General features: G+C 43.6%; 18 protein-coding genes. 5 read left to right on the top strand and 13 right to left on the bottom strand.

The annotated features are described in order from the left end of the window. The first annotated feature begins 4 nt into the window (after window positions 1-4). Window positions 5-268 carry a SemiSWEET transporter gene (locus BGP15_RS25500; protein ID WP_286771067.1) on the top strand — a complete coding sequence of 88 codons (264 nt, stop codon included), beginning with the start codon at window positions 5-7 and terminating at the stop codon, window positions 266-268. 51 nt (window positions 269-319) lie between these two features. Here the strand turns inward: BGP15_RS25500 and BGP15_RS25495 are convergent, their stop codons facing one another. After that, entirely contained in the window at window positions 320-505 is a 186-nt protein-coding gene (locus tag BGP15_RS25495) for a CsbD family protein (RefSeq protein ID WP_046675215.1), read from the bottom strand. A 96-nt stretch (window positions 506-601) separates the two neighbouring features. Next, the gene (locus tag BGP15_RS25490) at window positions 602-1,585 is read right to left on the bottom strand and encodes a YihY/virulence factor BrkB family protein (protein WP_286771066.1); all 984 of its coding nucleotides are present in this window, start codon (window positions 1,583-1,585) and stop codon (window positions 602-604) included. A gap of 324 nt (window positions 1,586-1,909) precedes the next feature. On the opposite strand from BGP15_RS25490, the gene BGP15_RS25485 reads away from it, so the two are divergent. Continuing rightward, window positions 1,910-2,365, top strand: coding sequence for a PA2169 family four-helix-bundle protein (locus tag BGP15_RS25485; RefSeq protein ID WP_286771065.1), 456 nt, complete (start codon window positions 1,910-1,912; stop codon window positions 2,363-2,365). 95 nt (window positions 2,366-2,460) lie between these two features. Here the strand turns inward: BGP15_RS25485 and BGP15_RS25480 are convergent, their stop codons facing one another. The 6 genes from BGP15_RS25480 to BGP15_RS25455 are packed head-to-tail and all read right to left on the bottom strand — an operon-like array spanning window position 2,461 to window position 12,951. Further along, window positions 2,461-3,735, bottom strand: coding sequence for an aspartyl protease family protein (locus tag BGP15_RS25480; protein WP_286771064.1), 1,275 nt, complete (start codon window positions 3,733-3,735; stop codon window positions 2,461-2,463). A gap of 1 nt (window position 3,736) precedes the next feature. After that, complete coding sequence (locus BGP15_RS25475; protein ID WP_286771063.1) at window positions 3,737-4,813, bottom strand: alpha/beta hydrolase family protein; 1,077 nt, start codon at window positions 4,811-4,813, stop codon at window positions 3,737-3,739. 4 nt (window positions 4,814-4,817) lie between these two features. Next, complete coding sequence (locus tag BGP15_RS25470; protein ID WP_286771062.1) at window positions 4,818-6,758, bottom strand: peroxiredoxin family protein; 1,941 nt, start codon at window positions 6,756-6,758, stop codon at window positions 4,818-4,820. A gap of 60 nt (window positions 6,759-6,818) precedes the next feature. After that, the gene (locus BGP15_RS25465) at window positions 6,819-8,252 is read right to left on the bottom strand and encodes a RagB/SusD family nutrient uptake outer membrane protein (protein ID WP_286771061.1); all 1,434 of its coding nucleotides are present in this window, start codon (window positions 8,250-8,252) and stop codon (window positions 6,819-6,821) included. An 11-nt stretch (window positions 8,253-8,263) separates the two neighbouring features. After that, on the bottom strand, window positions 8,264-11,884 hold the full coding sequence (locus BGP15_RS25460) for a SusC/RagA family TonB-linked outer membrane protein (RefSeq protein ID WP_286771060.1): 3,621 nt from the start codon (window positions 11,882-11,884) through the stop codon (window positions 8,264-8,266). A 47-nt stretch (window positions 11,885-11,931) separates the two neighbouring features. Further along, window positions 11,932-12,951, bottom strand: coding sequence for a FecR family protein (locus BGP15_RS25455; RefSeq protein WP_286771059.1), 1,020 nt, complete (start codon window positions 12,949-12,951; stop codon window positions 11,932-11,934). Window positions 12,952-13,224: 273 nt separating this feature from the next. Here BGP15_RS25455 and BGP15_RS25450 point away from each other — a divergent pair, with 273 nt between their 5' ends. From BGP15_RS25450 to BGP15_RS25440, 3 genes are all read left to right on the top strand, one after another. Further along, window positions 13,225-13,815 carry an RNA polymerase sigma factor gene (locus tag BGP15_RS25450; protein WP_286771058.1) on the top strand — a complete coding sequence of 197 codons (591 nt, stop codon included), beginning with the start codon at window positions 13,225-13,227 and terminating at the stop codon, window positions 13,813-13,815. 158 nt (window positions 13,816-13,973) lie between these two features. Continuing rightward, window positions 13,974-14,783 (top strand): metallophosphoesterase family protein, encoded by an 810-nt coding sequence (locus tag BGP15_RS25445; RefSeq protein WP_286771057.1) that lies wholly within the window; start codon window positions 13,974-13,976, stop codon window positions 14,781-14,783. Beyond that, on the top strand, window positions 14,764-15,501 hold the full coding sequence (locus tag BGP15_RS25440; RefSeq protein WP_286771056.1) for a hypothetical protein: 738 nt from the start codon (window positions 14,764-14,766) through the stop codon (window positions 15,499-15,501). The genes BGP15_RS25445 and BGP15_RS25440 overlap by 20 nt, the downstream gene beginning before the upstream one ends. A 98-nt stretch (window positions 15,502-15,599) precedes the next feature. On the opposite strand, the gene BGP15_RS25435 is transcribed toward BGP15_RS25440, so the two are convergent. From BGP15_RS25435 to BGP15_RS25415, 5 genes are all read right to left on the bottom strand, one after another. Next, window positions 15,600-18,083: a glycoside hydrolase family 2 TIM barrel-domain containing protein gene (locus BGP15_RS25435; RefSeq protein ID WP_286771055.1), complete on the bottom strand. Its 2,484-nt coding sequence runs from the start codon at window positions 18,081-18,083 to the stop codon at window positions 15,600-15,602. A 64-nt stretch (window positions 18,084-18,147) separates the two neighbouring features. Then, window positions 18,148-19,170 (bottom strand): glycoside hydrolase family 53 protein, encoded by a 1,023-nt coding sequence (locus tag BGP15_RS25430; RefSeq protein ID WP_286771054.1) that lies wholly within the window; start codon window positions 19,168-19,170, stop codon window positions 18,148-18,150. Between the two features lie 36 nt (window positions 19,171-19,206). Next, the gene (locus BGP15_RS25425) at window positions 19,207-20,259 is read right to left on the bottom strand and encodes a DUF5111 domain-containing protein (RefSeq protein WP_286771053.1); all 1,053 of its coding nucleotides are present in this window, start codon (window positions 20,257-20,259) and stop codon (window positions 19,207-19,209) included. A gap of 111 nt (window positions 20,260-20,370) precedes the next feature. After that, window positions 20,371-21,936, bottom strand: a complete 1,566-nt coding sequence (locus BGP15_RS25420) for a RagB/SusD family nutrient uptake outer membrane protein (RefSeq protein ID WP_286771052.1) — start codon at window positions 21,934-21,936, stop codon at window positions 20,371-20,373. A 32-nt stretch (window positions 21,937-21,968) separates the two neighbouring features. Further along, on the bottom strand, window positions 21,969-24,953 hold the full coding sequence (locus BGP15_RS25415) for a SusC/RagA family TonB-linked outer membrane protein (RefSeq protein ID WP_286771051.1): 2,985 nt from the start codon (window positions 24,951-24,953) through the stop codon (window positions 21,969-21,971). Between the last annotated feature and the right edge of the window lie 136 nt (window positions 24,954-25,089).

The raw sequence follows: 25,089 nt of genomic DNA, 5'->3' as shown, positions 1-25,089 counted from the left end.
TCTTATGATCAACGAAAACTTATTGGGAATTATTGCGGGGATTCTGACCTCCATTTCGATGCTGCCGCAGCTGATCAAGGTATTGAAAGAAAAGAATGTGGATGACCTTTCTCCTGTTATGCTGTTAACCTTAATCATAGGACTTGCCCTATGGGTGTGGTACGGGGTAATGAAAAGCGAGGCGCCCATTATCTATTCAAACAGCTTTGCTGTTCTCGTAAACCTGTGTCTGTTAGGCAGCTATCTGATTTACAGAAAAAAGGCATAAAAAAAGGCGGATAACATTGCTGCTATCCGCCTTTAACCTGAAAACACTATTCTACAAACCGTTCAACCAGCTATTCACCTCATCTTGTGTTTTACCTGTTTTCTTTTGAAGTTTACCTACCAACTCATCTTCTTTGCCTTCTGCATATAGTAAATCATCATCTGTAAGGTCAGCGTATTGCTGTTTTACCTTACCTTTAATTTCGTTCCAACGACCTTTCCATGTTAATTCACTCATAATATTTTCCTTTCGTTTTTTATAGATAGAACAGCCAGCAGCTGGAATCGTTTAAAAAAAATTGTTATCAAATGTTAAAAAATGTTCACGGCAATTTTACTCAGTTGTATCAATGGTGGTTTCCTCGGGATCCAGTGGTGCCGGCGGTATTTCATCCACGTTCCGCTCGATTTCCTGTGTTTCCACATGGACTGCGAATTCAGAAGGTTCGATCGGTATGGCCATCTCTGTCGCGTATTCGCGGGTGAAAATCGCACCGAAATAGAGAATCGCTGCAGTATAATATACCCAAAGCAAAATAAGCACAAATGAGCCTGCCGCACCGTAGGTATCCTGCGTGGCCGAACGTTCTAAATAGATGCCGATCAGGTAACGACCGATAACAAATAATATAGCCGTAAATAGGGCCCCGGCACGAACGGTCTTCCATTGAATATTGACATCGGGCAAGGTTTTAAAGATTACGCTAAAAAGGATGACAATAACCACAAAGGAAATGACAAAATTAATGACGTTCATCAGCACGACTGTTATTTCTGGGAAATAGCGCTGCAGCTGCCCGGTTAGGGCCAGAATAATGCCGTTGACGATCAAGGTGACTACCAGCAGGAAGCCCAGGCCAATAACAAGCGATGACGATAGCAACCGGTCCTGAATTAGTTTTAACCAGCCCTTTTTTGGTTTTGGGCGTACATGCCATATTTTATTGATGGAGTTTTGCATATCGCCAAAAACCGTGGTTGCCCCGATAATCAGGGTCACTATACTGATCACCAGCGCCATATTGGATTTGCCCGACAGCTGAAGGTTCTGAATAACCTCTTCAATCTGTTTGGCGGCGCTATTGCCCACTAAACCGTTCAGTTCGGTAAAAACCTTTCCCTGAATGGCTTCGGCACCATAAAATATTCCGGCCAGTGCGATCATTAAAACCAATATGGGACCAATGGAAAAAACGGTATAATACGATAATGAAGCACTGTATTTCATGGAATCTTCATTCATAAATCCCGATACTGTATTTTTCAGTATGGTCCAGTAGGTCTGTAGCTTGCTTGTCTTTTCCTTTTTTACATCCATTGCTGTCGTGTTTTTAATCTTTATTGTTCAAATTCTGTCTTGTTTTCTAAGAAAGAAACTCTTAAATAGGCCAGAACGTTTGTTTTTTTAGGAAAATAAAGTCTACGTTATACGTTTTCCGTCTGGTCAGCAACATAGCCTATGCGAGGAAACACGAAATAAGTCCGCTCAAAATCAGGCAGTAAGCCGCCGCAAATTATCATAAAAGAAATAAAGACAAACTAATGATTAATCTTCCTTGTTCCTCTTAAAAACAGCATACAAGAATAAAACAGCATATAAGATTAAAACAGTATACAAGATTAAAAACAGTATAACGAAAAGATGAAAAGTAATCAGAACGACCCGAATATTTTAAATGACCTTATTAAAATCAACAACGACCGCATCGAAGGATATAAGCTGGCTGTTGATCTGGCCAACGAGCAGGGCGAAGGTGCCCGGGAGGCTGTTTTTAACCAGCTCGCTGCGCAGTCTGAAAAATTTATTGCTGAACTCAGTCCGCTGGTGGAACTTGCCGGTCAATACGCCACGGACAGGACAAAACTGAGTGGCGAACTATTCAGGTTGTGGATGGTGATCAAATCAAAACTATCGGGCGGTAAGATGCAGTCTTTGTTGGAGCAATGTGAGCGGGGTGAGGCGGCTTTTAGCGAGGTTTACGAGAAAGCACTTGCCGAGGAAAACAAGCTATCGATTGGGGCCAAAAACCTGATCCAAATTCAGCTGAGCCAGCAGCGCGAAGCGCATGAAAATATTAAAATCCTGTGTGGTATCTAAATGTATGTTACCTGCAATGAAAAAAAGGCGGCCGCTAAAATAGGCCACCTTTAGGATTAGAATTGAATAATAATTGTCTTTAAAATTCGATCATATCAATAAAAACTGATTGTATTCTTATGAAAGTTTACTGTCATTTTGTACTGATTTAAAAACGGAGTTCCCAATAAGCCTTCTATCGGTAAGGCATCGTGACCTGTTCCGCCACCGATAGCCTGATCTGTAATCACAGTATACATATCCTGCAGAGCCAGCTCACCTACTTTCGCATGCGTTAGAAACGCTATACGATTGCCTTGACTTGTTCCGTTCACCCCTTTGATATCCACCTCACCTTCCTCAAAATCAATATAAGGTTTTAGTTCAGTTTCCAATGTCTTTTTCAATACATTGGCATTAGCACCACAATCTATTCCCATCGGATACATCTTTCCGCCAATAGCAATATCCACAATCGGAATATGCCGTTTCAAACGTAAAGGATATTGCGCCAGTAGAGGCCCTTTCTCGATTGACTTCGCAAGTAGATCACCACGTTCGTCCAATTTTTCGAGCAATAACTCCTTCCGTCCATAATCTAATGTAAACTGGTAGTTTTTCAATACGCCGATGCCCAGCAAACCAAAGATAGGACTGCCATCTTCCAGCTGCATATCGTCCATTTCAGAAACTGGAGCCTCCAATCCATTGAGTACAATGCCTCCTATCTGAAGGCGATTGCCCGCTGACCAGACCACCTGTTGCATCTGCCCGCCAATCCCTGCGAAATCTACCGAGACATCAGCACGAATCTGTTCTGCGGGGACAAACTTTTTACGCAATATGACTACTGGAGCGCCACTATCGAATTGAAAATATCCTTTTGTGCCATTGAGCGTCGATTCAAGGTAGACCAAGCCATTCACTAATTTAAAAGGAACGACCATTGTCTGCGGTAGCTCTGCATTCCCAACCGCATCAGCCAATGCTTTTTCAGGATTACCTTTCATGCGACCTTTAATGATACCAAGATTTATAATCTTTCCGACACGATTAAACAGAAAACTTGGTTTACCAGGCTTTCCATCCTGATAAGTTACTTCAAGCTGGATCCGCTCATCGCCGTTGACAAGCTTATGCTGACCGACTATATGAAACGAACTTATGGATGAGAATTTAGCCAAAATATCTGGTACAGCAGCTTGATTATTCATTTTGGGCAGATTACCGATCGTTGCACTATCATCCATCATCGCCAGCAAAGCCGCTTCATCTTTTTTATTCATGGCAGCAATAATCCGTTCAATCGACTTGACATTATCAGCCTGCTGGGCGGCGGCTAGGTTTCCTATCATCGACAAAGCCAGCATTGTATACATGGTCTTTTTCATTTTACTTTACGGTTTTATTCAGCCATTTCGCAATTGATTCCAAGGTACTATCGGGTATTTCACCAAGTTTTGCGTACTCTGCAGGCAGGCAGGTTTGACAAGGTTGCAGTAAGTGGTTTACATTTGGCAGCAGGATTGTCGTTACTTTTCCCTGCTGGCCAGCACTGCTATACTGTTTCCAATAGTTTAAGTTGACCGGATCTACAAAAACATCCTTGCTTCCATTAATCGCCAAGATAGGTACGTCGACTTTACTTAAAAAGATCTGCGGATCGTAGTTGACAAAATAGCGGTACCAAGGTCCAATAGCCTGCTGCACATAAGACCAGATCGGAAAACGAAAATGATCATGTTCAATACCTAAAGATTTAAAATAGAGGTCATCCTTTTGCTTCCAATAATTGTAAACTGCATTGAGCTTACTCTCCATACTGTCCGACTTGGCATATTGAAAAGCTGTTGCAAACATCAGTCGATTGATTTCATTGGATCTCTTTTTGTCCACTGCGGTCATCGGCAAAGTATTGACCAAATTTTCGTTCTGGACAAAAAGTGATTCCAGACCGCTCGAAGCCAAACCCGATAAGCTGATCAAAAAAGCAACATCTTTGCTCTGTGATGCGGCTATCGAGATAACAGCTCCCCCTTCGCTATGCCCTAACAATCCGATATGCCTCAAATCAACATTCTTTTCTGTTTTCAAAAATTGCAGTGCGCCCAATACGTCAAGTGCAAAATCTGCGGTCGTCGCATAGCGGTATTCGCCCGTAGTTTTACCCACACCACGGTCATCCATGCGCAAGACCACATATCCCTTTGGAGTCAGGTAACTGGCAATACGTGCAAACATCTTTGTCCCAGCCATTGTGCCATCCCGATCCTGCGGTCCGGTGCCCGAAGCGATAATAATGGCCGGATATTTCCCCGCCTTGACAGGCGAGGAAATGGTGGCACCGATCGTGATACTATCTGCTTTTGATTTAAATACAACGTCTTTCTGTTGAATGGATTGTGCTGAAGTTTGGTCATAAAAAAGCAATGCAAGCGCAGCCAATACCAGTGATTTGATTGTTTTCATGCCCTTATTTTCCTGCTTTTAAAACGTTGACCATTTCAATAATTTCATCGGCAAGCTCTGAAGTGCTCCCCATATATCCAACCTCCGAAAAACGAAGTTTACCATTTGGACCAACCACCATCTTGTGCGGAATAGGACCTACCCCAGCTGCCTTCGAAGCCTTGCTATCCGCATCCAGCAATACCGTGAACGGATAACTATTTTCTTTCATATAGCTGGTCACATATTCTTTCATATCCGATTTACGTTCCTGTGTATTTATAAAATAAAAGACTACATTCGGATCATTTTTGAAATGATCAACCGCCAGCTTCATTCCCGGAAATGCACCTTTGCATGGTGCACACCACGATGCCCAGAAATCCAAAACAACAATTTTTCCTTTTTGGGCAGAAAGGCGTACTTTTTTTCCATTTTGATCCAATAGCTCAAAATCTGCAATACTCTTATTGATTAAAAGTTGCTGTACTTTTTCTTTCAGCTCTTTGCCTTTATCTGCATTTTTCAGACCAGCAAGATACTCTTCATAGCCCTTTTCTGATTTGTTTCTTGCGCTGTAGCTTTTTTTCATCAGCTCCAACATATACGTCGAACTCTGATTCATCGCATAGCTTTTCTCTAGCGCCATCTGTAATTCTTTTGCTTTCCCTTGTCCTTCAAGCACGCGTACATAGGTATCGTTCAGGTCTGCATTTTTATAGCTTGCCGCACTTTGAGCTGCCGAGGCATACACAAAGGCTTCATCGTAAAGCTTATTGTCCACTAATATCTTGGCAAATAATGGTGCATTGCCATAGTATAAAGTCGCGTATTTATCACCCTGAAAATTATCCTTGTAATAATTTAAACGCTCCATAATGACGCGTGCATAGGGCAATATTTCTGCTGGTCCCATACTTTTTTGTGCAATATAAGGAACGTACAACGAGCGATAGATCACATTTGAAAGTGCTTCGTATGGTGCTATTTTAGCCATATATTTGCTGTAATTCGGCAGATCTTTTTTCATGCTGGTATACACCGAAATGATCCAGTAAGCACTGATATAACTGATTCGGTTTGCCTCATTAAAAGAAACTTCAGCTTCCTGGTAAGGGTGTTTATCGATAAAATCCGTCGCCGCTTTTAAGCGTTCATCGTCTGTTTTGGCCTTCTGGATCAGATTAAAATCGGTCAGGCGACGCTGATCCTTTACATATTGACCATTTGGAAACTGCGCAACAAGCTTATGTTGGATTGCCTCCGTCTTTGGTCCATCTTTTAAAATATCCTTATAGACACGATAAATTTCAAGTAGATCCTCTTCTCTGATATCAGGAATCTGTTCCAGGGTGTTCAGCTCCTTATCGAGCTTAGCCAAGGACTCTGGCGTATTCATGTGTTTCAAAGCACTTGCAGCAGTATAAAGCACGCGAAAGCGGTTTTCCGGATGATACTGCAATTCATATTTCACCCACATCAGAAGTATCTCATCCGATTTGTAGGACGCTGTATCCACCACATTAGGTACACCTGCAACGATATGCGGTGTGCGCAACATGCCCCAACCCAGCATTCCTCCCGACATCTGTCGTTTATCGTTTGCAGAGAGGATATAAGAATAAGTTTGCTCCCCACCTTTATCTACCAAAGTATCCGATTTAAAAACAAGATTCATCAGCCCCAAATGTGCCGGCAGAATATATTTTGCAGTCCATACCGAATCATTTTTAGTAAACTTGAGGTCCGTCGTCGTCCATTTAAAATCGGTATAACCTGTTAACTGTGCCGAGATATCTTTGGCATCCTTCAGCACAGTATTCCGAGCATCATATACGAGCTGTACAGTATCCTGTTCCTTTGGAAATTCCGGTATCACCCTAAAAATCTGCGGCTGTTTCTGTTGTTGCGCTAAAGCAACCGAGCAACTCATCAGTGCCCAAGCCAATATAGATGTTGTTTTCATCACCCTATTTTTCATATTTCTTATTCTTCCTTTTTCAATAATGGATCTACTGACCCGGTTTTATGGATTTTGCGCTATTTCGGGACTTAAATTGATTTCGTATTGGGCGATCCGAAACACATAGCGGTTGCTATTTGGAGCCAATGTGAAGGTGCTTCCGCCGAATGTACGCGTGTAAGTTTTCTGGAAGCGTGTGTCGTCTTTCAGACGGCGCATATCCCACCAGCGCAGCATGCGAAACATAAACTCACGACGGCGTTCCTGCATCACTTTCACCAATGCATCTTCAGCATCCGTCGCGCTGAGATTGACAGTTGACCCCGGCAGAATTCTACTGGCGCGTAAACGATTGACCAATGTCATTGCAACGGCAGGCTGATTGTCTCGCGCAGCAGCCTCCGCCTTAATCAATAGCATTTCAGGAACTGACGGACCTACATTTCGGCCTTCATTCTTGATATAGTCCAGGTAAAAGTAGCGTCCATCATAAACCTCCCAATTTGATATCATTGAACCCGGCACCGTAAATAAATTATAACGCTGATCGGTGGCATCAAACAGGCCCAAAAGATCCTTACTCAAGCGTAACGCCGTGGTGGTGTAGGCCGTAATTCCATTAACGGGTATTTTAGACAGCAATATTTCCGGATTGGATACCCGCAATGGATAATTGACCATGGTCGTCGTTGTCAGCTTGGTCAAATCGTTCAGTTTATCATTAAGCGCAAGTGCCTGGTCGGCCGCTTTTGCTGCATCCGCATAACGATTCATATAAAGGTACGTGCGCGCCAATAAACCATAAGCCGAGGCTTTGGAAGGCAAGGTTGTAAACTGCTGTTGTGCCGGCAAGCCAGGCAGTGCTGTTTCAATATCCGTCAAAATAGCATCATATACCTGTTGCAGCGTACCTCTATCGAGCGACTTTTCTGTAGTTGGCTGCAAAACCAAGGGTACACCCAAATCCGTATTCGCACTTGCCTGCAGGTAAGGTTTAGCATACGTATTGGCCAACATCAAGTAAGCCGAAGCGCGATGAATCTTTGCCTCCGCAATCAGCTGGTTAATTTCAGCAGGAGTTCCATCTGAAACATTAGGTACCTCGCTGATAACAGTGTTAGCATATGCGATCGCATTATAAAGTGCCCCCCAATTGTCATCTTTGTGATATTGATTGTCAATTGGGTAAATATCATCTGCCCACTGATACGATCTGCGGTAATAACCATTAAAATCATTGTTCGCCAAGGAAAGTTGCTGCGGCGAACCATCGATGATTTCCAGGTCATCCGAAGCCATATCCGATACTGTCGGTGCAGCTTCCAAAGCGGTTGTATTATTTAATAGATAACGATAGTTTTCAATTGTCCCCGGTGTCAGTTGTCCCTGGGTTTTTATATCGACATATTTTTCACAACCTGTCATGGTAAAGCCGATGCTCAATGCGGCTACCGCTACTGCCCATTTACGGCTGCTGTGTTTTATAGCTATTTTCATGATTTTGGCGATTAGAAGTTAACATTGATTGAAAAGTTGTACGAAGGAACCGGACGCAGATTGGTCGTATTGCCTACATAATTGGCAAAATCCGGGTCAATCCCTTCCTTATTTGCTGTCCAGATCAATCCCAGATTACGTACGGAACCCGTCAGGCTCACCTGCTCGATTTTCATCCTTTTTAAGAAATCTTTAGGCAAAGCATAGCTTAGAGAAACTTCCCGTAGACGGATATAGTCACCTTTGAGTACATTGATATCCGAATAGGTGTAGCGGTACAAACTATACTGCCCATAAATATCGGCTGTTACTGCAGGTATATTCGTGGTAGCCTCATCCCCTGCTTGTCGCCAGCGATTGGCAATATCGGCACTTAAATCAAATTTAGGCAGGGTAAAACCACGACTCGGTGTCATGTACGACTCAATACTCGGTTTCATAAATACACTTCCAAACTGATAAGTCATCAAGGCATAGAACGACCATTGTTTATAACGCAGATTCGTTTTAAGACTTCCAAAATACGGTGCTACAGTACGGCCCATATATTTGAGATCATCCACACTTGTTAAGGTCTGCTTAACAGAAACGACTTCCCCCTCTTTATTGTAGATCTGTGTCAATCCGTTGGCATCCAGCCCAGCATGGCGAAATGCAAAGAGTTTATCGCTGGGGTATCCCTTCAGGTAACTAATCCCTATAGGTGTATACGAGTAGGTAAATGTTGAGATATCTGCCGGATCAAAACGGTTATCGGTTATTTTATTGGTATTGTAGGAGAAATTGGCTGTCATGTCCCATTGCCAGTCTGCACTACGTAACAAAACGCCATTCAACCCAAGGTCAATCCCACGTCCACTCATGGTTGCCGTATTCCGTTTGAGCGAGCCAGCGTTTATCGTACCTACATATGGTGCCGCGATCGGAAAACCATACAGTAGATCACGTCCTTTTTTCACATAATAATCCAATGTACCGTTTAAGCGATTGTCCAATAAACCAAAATCCAGTCCCAGATTGGTCACATAAGTTTTTTCCCAGCGCAACTGCGGATTGGCAATAGCGATGATGCTTGCCGCTGGCTGCGCTGTTGGGTTACGTGAAGCGTCATCAAGCGAGATGTAGGTAAAGGGACGCACATCTTGTGTGATGTTACCATTCACACCATAGGTTGCCCTAAAGCCCAATTGATTCAGCCAATGCAGGTTGTTCATAAAAGATTCTTTTCGCACATTCCATTTAAATCCGCTCGACCATAAAGGCGTTGCACGAAAGCTCCGGTCGAGACCAAAGTTGTTATAGTCATCGTAACGGACGCTACCGGAAAATGTAAAGCGACCATCATAGGTATAGGCAGCATTCGAAAAATAAGAAAGGAAACGACGCCTCCTATCCGCTTGCTGCGGTGCTCCGGAAAGGCTTTCATTGAATCCCTGTATACTTGGATAGGCATTAGGCAAATAGCTTACCGCGGTATTAAATCCCGTCTGCATATTATAGCCGTAATAGGTGATATTACCTTGCCCTGTTTCCGTCTGCCTGATCTCCGATCCTGCTATTGCTGAGATATCGTGTTTCCGTCCAATTAAAGCGTCGTAGCTCAACTGTCCCCTAACGGTATAATTGTTGACATCGGTATTGATGATATTATAGATACCGCCTTTGTTGATACCAATACTATTTGTCGACGCTCCGATGGGTGTAAAGCGATTCAACAGCGACCGGTTGGCGTAAGAATCCTCGCCATTGTAAATTCGGTTATTGCCGAAAGATCGCTCATTGGAATACATCACCGCTCCCTTCAGTCCTTTATAGATGGGTACAGCTAAGTTGATCACAGCCGAATAATTATTGTTTTTGAGCATGCGATCCATCTGCTCCAATTCCTGGAGATAATTGTACCGCCAGTCCTTATAGGCCGGCCCAAGGACATCGGTAAATCCCGGTGTCAGCCGATCGTAGGCAATGCCATTGCCGCTCTCGTCTGCCAGTAATTGATAAGGTAACAGTGTAGACCCGCCCGTATCGTAAATCTGAGAAAGACCGATTCCATTTTGTTTATTGCGGAAGAAAGTCTCCCGGATACTAGTTGACAGGGTCGCAATCTTAAATAACTTCCAATTGTTGTTTAGGCTTAAAGTCAACCTTTTCCCATTTTCTCCTTTGGTATACGGGTTTTCATTCGCATAAGATGCTGAATAAAAATAGTTGTTATTTTCTGTTCCGTTACTGATCGACAAATTGTATTGCTGACTGTTCATGGGGCGCAACAGATACTGTTGAATCTGCGACCGATTATCGATGGATTTTAGTGGATTCACCAGGGCATCATAAGCAGCCTGCGTCATCTGACCATTTTTCAATCGAATCGCCGCCGCCGCAACCTCGCCTGGATAATAGGTACTATAGCTGTACAGATTGGTTGCAATATTATTACCATTCAGAATATTCTTAGCCACCAGTTCCTCTTGATAATCGATCATCTGTGCGCTGTTCATCGTACGCAGATAACCTAAATCGGGTTTCCCCGAAAAAGTGGTATTCATGGAAAAGTTGATCCTTGGCACACCGGTGACTGACCCTTTTTTCGTTGTCACCACAATAACCCCATTGGCTGCACGAACGCCATAGATTGATGCTGCTGCAGCATCTTTCAAGACGGTTATATTGTCTACATCATTCGGATTGAGCATTGCCAAATCAATACTGGAAATAGCACCGTCGATAACGATCAAAGGTGATTTTTCAGTATCGCTATCAATTGAACCGACTCCGCGAACAGTCAGTCCATAATCATTCTGGCCTATTGTTCTTGTGCTTGAGTAAATACCCAACTGATTGTTATTATAGGTAAAGGTACGATCGCCTGTTCCAATTGAAACCTGTACACCGGGAACCTGACCTTCCAAGCGTTGAATCAGATTGGCAGAGGGAATTTTTTCCAATTCTTTGGCCGTGATCAGAGAAACCGAACCCGTAGCCCTTTCTTTTGAAATCTTTTGATAACCTGTAGAAATCACCGCCTCTTCCAACATGTGATTTTTTTCCTCCAGGGTACATGTAATCTGGTTACGATTTCCAGCTGTTAAGGCCGTACTTTCATAGCCAACAGCCGTGATCATAATAATATCCGTTGGTTTGATATCGTAAATCAGAAAGCGGCCATTTTCATCACTTTTTGCACCTTTACGCGTGTCTTTTACCCATACACTGGCTAAGGGTATAGGTTTACCTCCTGTGGAAAGTACGGTTCCAGCGACCCGGTCCATCAATTCATTATCGGCTCCATACTTTACAGGGCTGGCTTCGCGATCCTCCGTAGCGCGACGAACAATTGAATAAGACCTGTCATCTACATAAAGAAATACCAACTGGTTGGGGTAAAGTACTTTTTTAAGAACTTCTTCCAGACGATTTCCTTTCAGCATTTCTGGGTCTACAGTTTTTCCATTCAACAGGTTATGCTCGTAGCTCAAATTGGCATTAAAACGCTGTTCGATCTGTTTGATCGCTTGCGTGAGCGGCAGTTTCTGTTGGGCGATTGCCTGTTGACCAGCAGTAAATAGCAGCGAAGTGACAGGAACCATCAACAGGCACCGTATCGGTTGCCACCTGTTTTCTGTGATTTTCATTTTTTGTTAGGTTAGATGTTTGTTGTATTAGATTGATTGTGTTTTTCTTATTTTGGATCGAGGTAGATGGTATCTTTTTCCATCCGTATATTAGCTTGTAAGATATTTGCAATCGAATAGATAATACTTTCCTGCGAATTCAGGGATATACGACCGTCGATTTTTCGATTTAAAAGTGCAGGATCACTTATGATGATTTCTTTTCCATACATATAGCGAAACTCATTGGTTAGGTCGGCGACCGTTAAATTTTCGCCTGTCAATGTCTTCTGTGTCCACGAAACCGCCTGTTGGGCAGCCTTTTTGTCAACACCTACATAACGGAAGCCTTGGCCGCCGTCGACAACGACGTCACCTGGTACAAGGATTTTGGTTTCACCGGCATGTTTGAGGTTATGTAGTGCAATGCGCCCTTCTAGCAGCGATACGATGACTTTATGATCTCTATTTTTTAGATTAAACTTAGTTCCCAGCACCTCCACGGTGATGTCGCCGGTGTAGGCCATAAAGCGCTCCCCTGCCTGAATGTCTGTTGTATCTTTGTTGAGATGTTTAACCTCCAATAGAGCCTCGCCGGTTGTATATACTTCGCGTTTGGACAACCATTTCCAAGCACGACGATAAGCAACAGAAGAATTCGCATTTAAATGTACAGTACTGCTATCAGGCAATACCACTGTTTGTAAGACACCGCTTCCGGTCTGTATCACAATCATGGATTGGTAATACCAAGCTGCAGTTATAAAAAGCGCTACCGAAGCTGCAGCAACAGTTGCGGCCCACAAACGGATAATCTGATTTTTTCGTTTCTTTCTGTTTCCGGCTATGCCCCGTTCAATATCGCGAAACAGATTCTCCGCAAATAACTGGCTAGGTTTTATGCGCGAAATACCATACAAAGCACGAATATAAGCGAGCGCTTCATCATATGCAGCAGCATTTTCTGGATTTGTAGCACGCCATACTTTCCAATTCCCGAAATCATCCCGATCCGGATATTTGGCAAAGCGGACAAAATCCAGATCATCCAAAAAATCCTGCGTACTGTAATTCGTATATTTCTCCATTATTAAGCCTTTGTTAAATACAAGACAAACGGACATTAAATTTTATCCCATGGATTTTGATTTTTTTTAAAAAAAATCAAAAGATGATTTCAATACTTACCAATTTCATAATTTAGCACGCAAATTAATGTCCAAAAGCCTATTTTTGGACCAGTGAGACGTAATGATTTATTCGTGTTATTATTTAAAATAAGGGTTTCATTATTGTTATTAAATCTTTACTATTTTTGGAGAAGCAAATGATCTATTTCATTTAATGGTATAAATTCGGAGATGAACAACACCATAGATCGATACTGGAATGAATTCATTGAGGGCGACAAACAAGCTTTCGAGCAGATCTATCGTGCGTTATTACCCAGTCTATATGAATATGGTATGCGTCGGGTAAAAGACGAGGATTATGTCAGAGACTCCATTCAGGATGTATTTATCAAGTTTTGGGAAAACCGGAGCAAGCTACGAAGCATTTCCAATCCGAAACATTATTTGCTTGTCGCTTTAAAAAATAGCCTACTGAATACCCAATTGCGAGACGGCAGACTTTCCTCGTTCGGCGAAAAAGATGATTTCCAGCTCACCTATGATGTCGAATCCACTTATATCGCTGCTGAAGAACAACAGACCACAGCTTTAAAGCTAATTCAAGCATTAGAACAGCTAACTGGCAAACAAAAAGAGGTTATTTTTCTTCGGTATTTCGAAGAACTGAGTTATGAAGAAATCAGTGTACTGACCAACATATCTGTCAAAAGCTTATACAAACTAAATAATCGTGCCATGGAAGCGCTGAAAGATATCATGGGTATTCCAAAGCAGCATCTCCTCGTCCTGCTCTACATGATCAAATTTTTGCACTTGTAGCGAAAATAATCCCATTCAATCGCTTGTTCTAACCAGATACCCAGCAATCCCCTTCTAGCGCCCATTAATATCATTTCAGGGTAATAATAAAATGTAAAAACTGTGCTTTCGTTCGCTAAAACTTACTTTTGGATTCAAAAAGTCAATAAAGAATTCAAATGAAAAAGCGCTATAAATTCATCACACTAGCTTCGCTCTCTTTTCTTACCAGCAGTTGCAACATGTTTGACATCCACCCTTATTCAGGAAAAATCGATGGAAGAAAACATATCAATGCAGATAATATCGTCAAAATCGAACATGATTATGCTAATCAGGATACCATCCGCTACGCTTTTATCAGTGATTCGCAGCGCTGGTACGATGAACTTGACGATTTTGTAAAAATAGTCAATAAAAGAAATGACATCGATTTTATTGTACACGGCGGCGATATTAGCGATTTTGGACTTACCAAGGAATTTTTGTGGCAGCGTGATATTTTGGAAAAGCTGAAACAGCCTTATGTCGCCCTTTTGGGGAATCACGATTGTCTCGCCAATGGCGAAGAGATCTTCGAACAAGTGTTTGGCACAGTCAATTATAGTTTTATTGCAGGTAAAACAAAATTCTTATGTCTAAATACCAATGCGCTGGAATCAGATTACTCCAATCCCGTTCCCGACTTTTCATTTATCGAGCAAGAGCGTCAAAAAGATACCACACGTTTTGAACAAACAGTGGTCGTCATGCATGCCAGACCCACATCCGATCAGTTTAACAACAATGTAGCTTCGGTCTTCCAATACAGTATAAAACAATTCCCCAACCTCCTTTATTGTACCAATGGCCACGATCATATCTATCAAGAAGAAGATATTTTTAAGGATGGTATCATCTATTACGGTACTCCGAATATCGGTAAACGTCAATTTCTAATTTTTACAATCACTAAGGATCACTATACCCATGAACTTGTTTCTTACTAAATCAAAAATACGTTCTTTCGCGCTTGTTACCCTTTTCTTTTCAGTTCACGATATGGCTCAGGGCGCCAAAAACCAATATCTCCCACGAACAAGCTTGGCTGGCAACAAAACGGACACCCTTCGGGAGAATAGCATCAAAACGGACAGCATCAAAACGGAAAACATGAGCACTAAAGAACTAAAAAAAACTGCCTTTAGCCTTGTTCCATCAAGTTATATGCTTCAATACGCCGGATCCATAGGACTGCTTTCTGCCGGAACAGGCTGGGATTATGGCCGACGCAAGCAGTGGTCGACAGATTTCCTGCTTGGCTATGTACCGAAATATGATACAGACCGGGCTAAACTTACCTTAACGCTGCGTCAATCGTATACCCCTTGGGAAATTAAACTCAATAAACAGTTTACTTATCATCCCCTCCGTACCGGCGCTTATCTCAATACGACCTTGGGTAAACAATTTTGGTATAAAGAACCCGACAAATACCCGAATAGCTATTATCGGTTTTCGACCAGGCTACGCATCAATATCTTTTTGGGACAGGACTTCAGCTATAAAATCAAATCCAACAGTTCTTATTTTGAAGGCCTAAAATTCTATTATGATCTTCATACCAGCGATCTTTACCTCGTTAGCGGCGTACAGAACAAGTATCTTAAATTTGATGATTACATTGGACTCGCCCTAGGTGTCAAGCTACAGATTAGGCGAAAATAATGCGCAAAAAAGGCTAGATCGATATCGATTTAGCCTTTTTGTTAAAATACAATCAACTCACTAACTTACCTAAGATATCATTTAAACAAAAGCTACGGTCAAAACGTTTTAGAATTTATGGTCTGTACAGTTAATACCCCCTCTTTTAAACCTCTGCATTTCGCCTTGATCTGAATCTTTCCCGATTTTTCGCCTACCTGAACAATCAAGGTAAGCTGTCCATTGAATAAATGCATCTGCGGTTTATGAAAAGCCTCCAGATTGGTTGGATCACCGTTAGCCAAGGCTTTAAATGTACCATCGCCAACTACGTCAAATTGGATCAGTTCTGCGGCCCGTGGGCAGAGGTTCCCCGCTTTGTCCACTGCTTTGACACGGATGTAGGCTAATGCACGGCCATCAGCAGAAATGGAATCATGAACTGCATCCATTTCAATCCTGAAGGGTTTTCCCGCCGTACGGATTATTTTTTCGGCCGCTGGTTTTCCAGATTCATCGTAAGCTACGACTTTGACTTCTCCGGGTTCGTATACCGTATTCATCCACATGAGACGGTAACGCTCCTGTAAAGAAGCCTTACTCTTGCGCTGTACTCCCTGACTTTTCCCATTGATAAAAAGTTCGGCACTTGGATAATCTGTGTACACGAAGACAGGGGTCTCTTTTCCCACACGCTCAGGCCATGTCCAATGTGGAAGTATATGCAGGGTATGCTCATTTCTATTCCATAAACTTCGGTACAGATAATAACGGTCTTTGGGAATGCTCGCCAGATCAATAATACCGAACATGGAACTATGGTTGGGCCAGGCATCTGTATCGTAAGGGGAAGGTTCGCCAAGATAATCAAAGCCTGTCCAGACAAATTGCCCCATGGTCCAATGATGATCTTCCGCCAGGGCAAAATCCTCATCCGGAAGGTTGGACCAAGAGCAATATTCCATATCGTAAGAAGACGACTGATGATCGGAATACAACATATCACCTTTTTTTAGCACCGGAAATTTATAAACGCCCCTTGAGCTCACTGTTGATGCCGTTTCCGAACCCAACACTAGATTTTGGGGTAATCGGGCATACGCCTCTTCGTAACGGTGCGCGCGATAGTTTAATCCCGGAACATCCAACAGACTAGCAAAACCATTTTCCAGCACACAGCTTACCTGATCCATACCGCAGGTCACTGGTCGGGACGGATCCTCACGATGGCATATATCCTGTAAAAACGAAGCTACTTTATAGCCTTCAGCACTGCATTGTGTGGGCACTTCATTTCCAATGCTCCACATCACGACAGCAGGGTTATTTCTAAAATGACGAATCATGTTGACCATATCCCGTTCGGCCCAATCCGCAAAAAATCGATGATATCCATTTTTACATTTCGCAATATCCCATTCGTCAAAAGGTTCAATCATCAGCATAAAGCCCAATTCGTCACATAAGGCAACTAATTCCGGAGCCGGCATATTATGTGCCGTACGAATGGCATCGCAGCCCATATCTTTGAGTAATTCCAATTGATAACGAAGAGCCGAAACATTGATTGCAGCCCCCAATGGTCCAAGATCGTGATGATTACATACACCCTGAAACTTTCGGATTTTTCCATTTAACATAAATCCCCGGTCGGCAATAATACGAACCTCCCGAATCCCAAAACGGGTTTCAAAACTGTCTGTCAATTTGCCGTCTACAAATACTTGCGTGGAGGCCCGATACAGATTTGGATGTTCGGGGCTCCAGAGGGCAGGGTTTAGCACTTCAAGATTTTGCACGAAAGGCTTGCCATAATTTAGTTTTTGTTGGTTTTCCTTCTGCGCAACCACCTGCCCCGCCGCATCCAAAATCGCAGTTACCATTCGTACCAACTTGCCATCGGCATTCTTTAAACTGGTTTCAAGCTTAACTGAGGCTAGACTGTCCGATACAAAAGGCGTCGTGATATACGTGCCCCAAACAGGTACATGGATCTTCTCCGTCACGATTACATGCACATTGCGATAAAGTCCAGCACCGGGATACCAGCGTGATGACTGCGCTTTATTTTCCAACCGCACAGCAACTGTATTATTCATCCCGTCCGGATGTAGCAATTCGGTCACATCACAATGAAAAGCATTGTAACCATAGGGCCAAAAGCAGGCTTCCTTTCCATTGACAAAGACCCGGGCTTCACTCATTGCACCATCAAATTTCAGGACCACGCGTTTATTGAAGGGATTGAATTGTGGAATATCAAATTTGGTACGATACCAACCCACCCCCACATAAGGCAAACCGCCAGTACGGCCCGTTTTTACTGTTGCCTTTTTCTCTCCATTCTGTGTCACCGCAACATCCTGCAGATCGTGTGACCGGTCAAAGGGCCCGAAAATAGCCCAATCATGCGGTACAGTGACCTTTTTCCAGGCCTTATCATCCAATGTTACTGATTCCCCATGAACAACCTCACCCTGAAAAAAACGCCAGTTTTTCTCCAACAGGAAGGATTGGCGTGTAGACTGTCCGCACGAATTGCCCGGAACAAGTAGGAATAAAAAAAACAAAAAATAAGTTGTACGCAGTAATAATCTCATCATCAATTCATGTGTTTATAGTCTACAGTTCATTTTTTTCATTGTCATTCAGCGGCTTAAATATACTTTATTTAAAAGCATTCAATGCTTTTGTTGGGCGCCCATTATTGTCAAATGCGCCTAGGGTATAGCCATTCCACCCACCATACGCCAAAGGCTCCCAATAGAATATACCCAGTACTTTCTGATCGGGCACACTATTGACCGCGTTGAAAAGCTCCTTTAACCATATTTCAGCACTATCTGCTTCATCCCAGCTCATCCCCACCTCGCAGATCATCACTTCTGAATTGTATCGGGCAACCATATCGTTGATGTTGCTGATGCAGGCCGCATTGCGCTCTTCCCAGTTTTCCGGGGTCGGATAAAGTGACATGCCAATTACATCCCATTTCCCACCGTTGTTTTTCAGACCGTCGAACATCCAACGAAACAAGTTATTGTCAAATCCATTATGCAGATGTACGATCACTTTTGCCGCCGGAAACACCGCTTTTACCGCATCATAGCCGGCATTATTCAATGTGGCATAGTTAGCCATACTGACAGAGGCTTTTCCATCTTCCCAAAGCATCCCATTGCCCGTTTCATTACCTACCTGCACCCATTCAGGCGAGATACCACTATCTTTTAGCAATTGAAGAACTTCCGTTGTATGATCACTAACAGCCTTCTTTAACCCATCAAACGATAAGCCCTTCCATGCGGCAGGCTTTGTCTGCTGTCCCGGATCCGCCCAGGTGTCACTGTAATGAAAATCCACCATAATACGCATGCCCAGATGATGCGCCCGACGAGCTTTGACCAGTACGTCATTCTTGTTGCACCAGCCTTGTTGGGGATCTACCCAAACACGCAGACGTACCGCATCCATGCCCAGTCCACGCAAGATTTTCAGCCCATCCACTGCGCTGCCTCCTGCATTAAAAAATTGCACACCTGAGGCTTCCATTTCAGTAATCCAGCTCACGTCCGCACCTTTTGCCAAATGTGTTTTAGGTACATCCACCTTAAGATTATCTTTGTCGTTGCAGCCAGACAAGCCCAAACACAAGCCTATCAGGGTCAACATTATTTTTACTTTTTTCATCCGATTATTTCATTTAAGAACCCGTCCCTATCTATTTTATTCCACATGATATTTGAATTGTTTTGGATCGCTTAGATCAAGAATCAATGTATGTGTACCGATCTTATCATAAGCGAAGCCAGTTCCATCGGCCGTATACAAGGCACAGTTTCCATCGCCCTCTGCTGCGCCAAAAAACCAAGTCCAGCTGCCATTGATCAATACCTTAATTCCCCATTGTTCGGCTGCCGTTGTCGTGATGCTTGCTTTCCAAACCTTCGCCGTCTGGTCATATACCATTGGTGTTGCTGTTGCACTCCAACCATTAAAATCGCCCGTTACCGTCATGGATTCTACGGAAGTCTCTTTCCAGGCCAATTTGTTGACATCGGCTGTCAAGTATAAGTATCCACCTTTACTCGTCCAGCAATTCCAACGATCAGCTCCGCTATACAAGATATATTGGCTACCATCCAGGGGATAAGAACCATAGATGAGCGATGCACTCGCGCTTTCCGCATTGGTTAAATAGAAGTTGTACCATTGGTCGAGACGCACAAAACCATCGTAAAAACCATCTTCCTTTCTCGAACACAATTTCCATGGAAATTGCGTAAACTCTTTATTCGATAGATAGAGATAGGCAGCATCCTCAACGGGCTGGTAAGCGGTAACATTAAGGGCAATCACATTGCTGTAGAGCCAATCTGTATTGGTTCCCAATCGTGAAGCAATACGGACATAAAACACATTCTTTTCATCAGGCAAAAATCCCATTCCCGTGACAAGGTTATTCAATTGTTCATGCGTATAGCTGAGCGAGCTTGCTACCTGTTCGATACTTTTGGAGACAGCAGAAAAAGATGGATCAGCAGCAATTTCTATTTTATTTTTTAAAGCCGACTGAGCCACTGGTTCATCGCTAGCCAAAATCGCCTCATCCCAGACAAGCTGCAGGGCCACCGCCTTGCGGTCAGTAGATTTTAAGACCAGTTCTGTTGTACTGCTGTACAATACCGCAGGTTTTATCCCACTGACAGCCGGTGTCCCACCCTCCTTTTTACAGGCAACGAAAAGCAACACCAGGATATAGAGTGTCAATTGTTTCATATGTATCATTATCTTTAAAAGTCCATATGGGAATACCCGGATACTCTCCGCAGCATGTGTGCTCAAATAGCAGGATATCCCCATAGATTTAGTTATTAATGCCAGTCGTCGCTAGTAGCCAGGATTTTGGATCAAATTCGGGTTAGCGCTCATATCAGTGGTTGGAATCGGATACAGATTGAATTTTGCATCCACAGAGCGGCCGTTCATGTCACCGCCTTTCCATTGCCAGAGGTAATTGCTACCGGTAAATTTCCCAAATCGAATCAGGTCTGTGCGACGCGTACACTCCCAAAACAGTTCACGCCCGCGTTCTGCAAGGATAAAATCCAGTGTTAGCTGCGCCTGGTCAATGGCTCCGGCCGAACTGCCATATCCCCGCTGACGGATACTGTTTACCAACCTGATCGCTTCCTGTACACTTCCTCCGCCCCCGCGCAGTACAGCCTCAGCATACATTAGATACACGTCGGCCAGGCGGATCATCGGGAAATCAGTACTCACCAAACCTTCATCTGTGGTATAGGTACCATCATCTTTCAAATTTGTAAACTTAACAAGCCCATATCCCTGACTCGAGGCAGCGGGATCTTCGACATCCAGGGACTGGCCGTTTTTCCAAAAATCACCTCTTTTGTCTTCCGCCTGAAAGAGTGCCACAAATTCGCGAAGTGTACGAAAACTATTCCAGCCGGAAAGCACACCGTAATCCGATGATTTCATGCTTCCAACAATAGGGCCGTTGACAAGATACGTTGTCGCACCCCATGTTGTTGTATGCGCTACATCGGCCTCTATCGGGAAAATAATTTCATTGGTCCGTTTATCATTATCAGCATTAAATACCTGCTTATAGTTCGCATTTAAGGAATATCCAGCATCAATCACTTTTTTCGCATAGTTCAGGCATTCGGCATTACGTGCTGTGCCCGTATAAACTTGAGCATTCAGATAATTTTTGGCCAATAGGGACCAGGCAGCGGCACGGCTTACCCGGCCATACTCATTTTGACGTGCTTCCGGTAAGATCGTTGCGACCTCTGTCAATTCTTTTTCAATAAATGCAAAGAGATCAGCCCGTGTCATCCGTGGTGGAAAAAATGCAGCTACCGGATCCTTTTCAGTCACAAAAGGAACGTTCCCATAAAGGTCCATTGCATGACTATAGGCCAATGCACGCAGAAAACGCGCTTCGGCTGCAAACTCCAAAATTTGTGCCTGCCCGGCAGAATTAAAAGTCGCCAGCTTTTCTGTTGTTGCATTCCGTAGAAATTCATTACAGATCGCTACCGTATAATAGATCCGATAATACATGGCATTGACCCAGGTATCGGAAGCTCCCCAGGTCATATACTGGATATCGGTCATATTGTCGCCTCCTGCCCATGTATAGATCACCTCATCAGTCGGTACCTCCTGTAAGTTAAAATACACCCGAAGGTACCCCCAAGAAGCCGTGCTGCCAGCCATATCCGGATCGGCATCACCACGTCCATTGCCCGCAACGGCAAATGAGGCATACAATTTAGCAAGCACAGCCCGGTAACCATCCACAGAGGTGTATACCGACTCCGAAGTCGTTTCTACAGTAGGATACTGGTTTAAGTCCTTTGTACAGGATTGCAGCAATGCGATTATACCCAACAATCCAAAACAATATCTTTTTATATTTTTCATCGCTATATAAGTTTTCTTTTTTGAGGTAGCCATTAAAAATCCATATTGAGACTCAGGGAGAAAGTTCTTGAGCGTGGGTAGAACGAGCTGTCGAATCCACTCGGAACCTCAGGGTCCATACCGCTATATTTGCTCACAATAAAAACGTTCTGAGCTACTGCACCCACACGTAGATTGGAGATCTTACCCACCTGACCAAAATTATAGTTCACCGACAGGTTTTCCATCCGAAGGAAGGAAGCATTTTCGACATAATAATCCGAATAATATTGTCTGGTCTGGAATTGGGTATTCAAGTAATCCCGATGTAAGTTATTGATTGACGCATCCACATATTGAACTGTCTCCCAGGCACTAAGGTTCATTTTGGTATTATTGAATACGTAGTTACCCAAATTTGCACGTAGTGTCGTTGCTGCAGTCCATTTTTTGTAGGTTAACTGCGTATTGAAACCAAAGAGCCATTTTGCTGCCGGCGATTGATAGCGGTACAAGTCTTTTTCGTTGATCGCTCCATCACCATTCAGATCCGCATATACACCTTCGAGCGGCTTGCCAGCCTCATTGTACAACTGTTTGTAGACATAAAACATGTAAGGCTGATACCCCGTTGTCAGAATCTGGATACCACGACCACTGACATTCGGTCCCACATAAGTTCCCACGGCATTCGCATCCTGCACCAGAGCTATATTGGTCACTTTTGTATGTTGATTAGTCGCATTGAAATTGACTTCCCAGCGCAAATCATCCTTTTGTATAGGTACGGTATTCAGTTGAAATTCGAACCCACTGCTTTCGACATTACCTACGTTAATAGTCGCATTCTGGTCAAAATTGGTTCCTGCGGCTACAGGCACATTGGCCAATAGATCATGCGTTTTTCTTGTGTAATAGTCAATTGCACCAGACACCCTGTTTTTCCACAAAGCGAAATCCAGGCCGTAGTTAAATGCTTTGGTCGTTTCCCAGCGTAAGTCCCGATTGTAAACCGATGGTCTATACACCAGATGGTACTGATCGCCGAAACGATACTGTGCATAGGCTGTTCCCAAATTGTATACCGGCAAATATTCGTAATTTCCGATTCCCTCCTGCTGCCCTGTAACACCGTAACTCGCACGGAGCTTTAGATCGTCCAGGAAAGAGATTCCTTTCATGAAAGACTCCTGCGAAAGACGCCAGGCCAAGGCGACTGAGGGAAATGTCCCCCAGCGGTTTTCGGGACTGAATCGGGAAGTTCCATCCTTACGGACCGTAGCGGTCAATAAATAACGGCTATCGTAATTGTAATTGATCCGTCCGTACCAGGAAATCAGGGTATGTCTTTCGTCAGATGCAATAGCAGTCGAGCGTATATCACCAGCTTCGTTGTAGTATACTATAGGTGGCCGTCGGGCACTCCAATATTGATAATCGTGACCTGCTGTCAGGTCAATTGTACTTTTAATTTCCGGGAAGAACTTATTATAGTTTAGATAGCCTGTAAACAATTTATTTTTAAGCGTCTGTTCATAACGGTCAAAAGCGCCTCCAATCGTAAAATTATTGGCCGCACTTGCCGGAATAAGATTCGATCCATTTCCTTTGGCATAGTCATATCCGAGTGTTACGTGCGCTTTCAATTCAGGCAGCGGATGGAATTTATAATCGAGGTCAAGGTTACCCACGGCTCTATTGACTGTGCTACGGTGTTTTTCCTGCTTGAGCAATCCCAGTGGATTGAGGTTTGCACCTGTTGCCGGAAGGCCCGCATTATCCAAACTCTCGTAATAGCCGCCATACGCATCTGCCCCAGAATAAATCGGTTGCGTTGGATTAAACGCTACAGCAGACCATATCGCATCGGTATTGGCAAAACCGTTGTTGTTATGGGCACCTTTAACATTTAAATTTACGGTCAGGTGTTTATTAAAAAAAATGGGATTTAACACCAAAGCGCCCGTCACGCGCTCCGTTTTGTCGGTCCGCAAAGTCCCTTGCTGATTATAATAGCCCACCGATGTACGAAAAGGCAAGGTTTTACCGATCTTTCCCTGTAGACTTAAATTATTATCCGTTCCGATGGCATCCTGAAAAACCTCAGACAGCCAATCTGTTGAGGCATTGCCCAGTAAAGCCTTTTGGGCAGTGCTTCCTTTGCTGTTGATCAGCGAGGCAAACTCGTCGCGCGACATCATATCAGCCACTCCCATAGCCTGCTGCATGGACACGATTGAAGAAAAAGAAAGTCGCAAGGCATCTCCCTTACCCTTCTTTGTTGTAATCAATAATACCCCGTTTGACGCTCGGGATCCATATATTGCGGTCGATGATGCATCTTTGAGCACCGTCATGCTTTCGATATCATTCGGATTGATCAGACTGAGAAAATTGCCACTATTGCCGCTAATACCACCAGTCTCTAGCGGTACCCCATCCAATACGATCAATGGATCGTTGCTGGCACTCAAGGAGGCTCCTCCACGGATACGTATCGTGCTCCCGGAAGAAGGTGAACCACTGTTGGACATCACCTGCACACCAGCTGTTTTTCCATTGATCAGCTGTTCGGGAGAGCCGACAAGTCCACTGTTGAAATCCTTGCTTCCGACCGTATTTACGGCACCGGTTAGATCCTTTTTTGTTGTACTACCATAACCTACGATGACGAGCTCTTCCAGCACATTTCCCGCAGGCACCATGCTGACATCCACGGATGTTCCCCCTGCCACCGTCAAGGTTTGGCTACTGTAGCCTACAACAGAGAATAGAAGCTGGGATTTACCCTTGGGCAATGAGATACGGTACGAGCCATCACTCGCTGTTGAAGTGCCCACCGTAGTTCCGGCCACCAATACAGTAACACCTGCCATCACCTGCCCTTGCTCGTTGCGGACCACCCCACGGACATCCTGTTGTTGCATCGACCCGATCCACTTGCTTTCCCCCTTCGTTGCAGCATAAAGCTGCGTTTCCCCAAGACAGGATAGCAAGGACAAGCCCAATAAACTTGTTTTAAATGCAAAACCCTTCATTGTTTAAAATTTAGATGTGTTTATAATTGTTTTCTTTCCCTTTATTATATTCTTTGTACTCCTTATCGCTTTGTTAAGCCTTCCCCTAAAAAAACGACGGCGTTTTTTTAGGGCATCACCCTGCTACAAACCTTGA

The organism is Sphingobacterium sp. 40-24 (assembly GCF_001899705.1).
GTDB lineage: Bacteria > Bacteroidota > Bacteroidia > Sphingobacteriales > Sphingobacteriaceae > Sphingobacterium > Sphingobacterium multivorum.
The sequence above is the reverse complement of the archived record's forward strand: the minus strand, read 5'-3'. Positions and strand labels throughout refer to the sequence as shown.

Bases quoted from the DNA above. Each gene is read 5' to 3' on its own strand.
- BGP15_RS25485 (WP_286771065.1), top strand. From the start codon at position 1,910: ATGAAAAGTAATCAGAACGACCCGAATATTTTAAATGACCTTATTAAA.
- BGP15_RS25475 (WP_286771063.1), bottom strand. From the start codon at position 4,813: ATGAAAACAATCAAATCACTGGTATTGGCTGCGCTTGCATTGCTTTTT.
- BGP15_RS25430 (WP_286771054.1), bottom strand. From the start codon at position 19,170: ATGAAAAAAGTAAAAATAATGTTGACCCTGATAGGCTTGTGTTTGGGC.
- BGP15_RS25480 (WP_286771064.1), bottom strand. From the start codon at position 3,735: ATGAAAAAGACCATGTATACAATGCTGGCTTTGTCGATGATAGGAAAC.
- BGP15_RS25450 (WP_286771058.1), top strand. From the start codon at position 13,225: ATGAACAACACCATAGATCGATACTGGAATGAATTCATTGAGGGCGAC.
- BGP15_RS25420 (WP_286771052.1), bottom strand. From the start codon at position 21,936: ATGAAAAATATAAAAAGATATTGTTTTGGATTGTTGGGTATAATCGCA.
- BGP15_RS25500 (WP_286771067.1), top strand. From the start codon at position 5: ATGATCAACGAAAACTTATTGGGAATTATTGCGGGGATTCTGACCTCC.
- BGP15_RS25435 (WP_286771055.1), bottom strand. From the start codon at position 18,083: ATGATGAGATTATTACTGCGTACAACTTATTTTTTGTTTTTTTTATTC.
- BGP15_RS25425 (WP_286771053.1), bottom strand. From the start codon at position 20,259: ATGAAACAATTGACACTCTATATCCTGGTGTTGCTTTTCGTTGCCTGT.
- BGP15_RS25445 (WP_286771057.1), top strand. From the start codon at position 13,974: ATGAAAAAGCGCTATAAATTCATCACACTAGCTTCGCTCTCTTTTCTT.
- BGP15_RS25440 (WP_286771056.1), top strand. From the start codon at position 14,764: ATGAACTTGTTTCTTACTAAATCAAAAATACGTTCTTTCGCGCTTGTT.
- BGP15_RS25460 (WP_286771060.1), bottom strand. From the start codon at position 11,884: ATGAAAATCACAGAAAACAGGTGGCAACCGATACGGTGCCTGTTGATG.
- BGP15_RS25415 (WP_286771051.1), bottom strand. From the start codon at position 24,953: ATGAAGGGTTTTGCATTTAAAACAAGTTTATTGGGCTTGTCCTTGCTA.
- BGP15_RS25495 (WP_046675215.1), bottom strand. From the start codon at position 505: ATGAGTGAATTAACATGGAAAGGTCGTTGGAACGAAATTAAAGGTAAG.
- BGP15_RS25490 (WP_286771066.1), bottom strand. From the start codon at position 1,585: ATGGATGTAAAAAAGGAAAAGACAAGCAAGCTACAGACCTACTGGACC.
- BGP15_RS25465 (WP_286771061.1), bottom strand. From the start codon at position 8,252: ATGAAAATAGCTATAAAACACAGCAGCCGTAAATGGGCAGTAGCGGTA.
- BGP15_RS25470 (WP_286771062.1), bottom strand. From the start codon at position 6,758: ATGAAAACAACATCTATATTGGCTTGGGCACTGATGAGTTGCTCGGTT.
- BGP15_RS25455 (WP_286771059.1), bottom strand. From the start codon at position 12,951: ATGGAGAAATATACGAATTACAGTACGCAGGATTTTTTGGATGATCTG.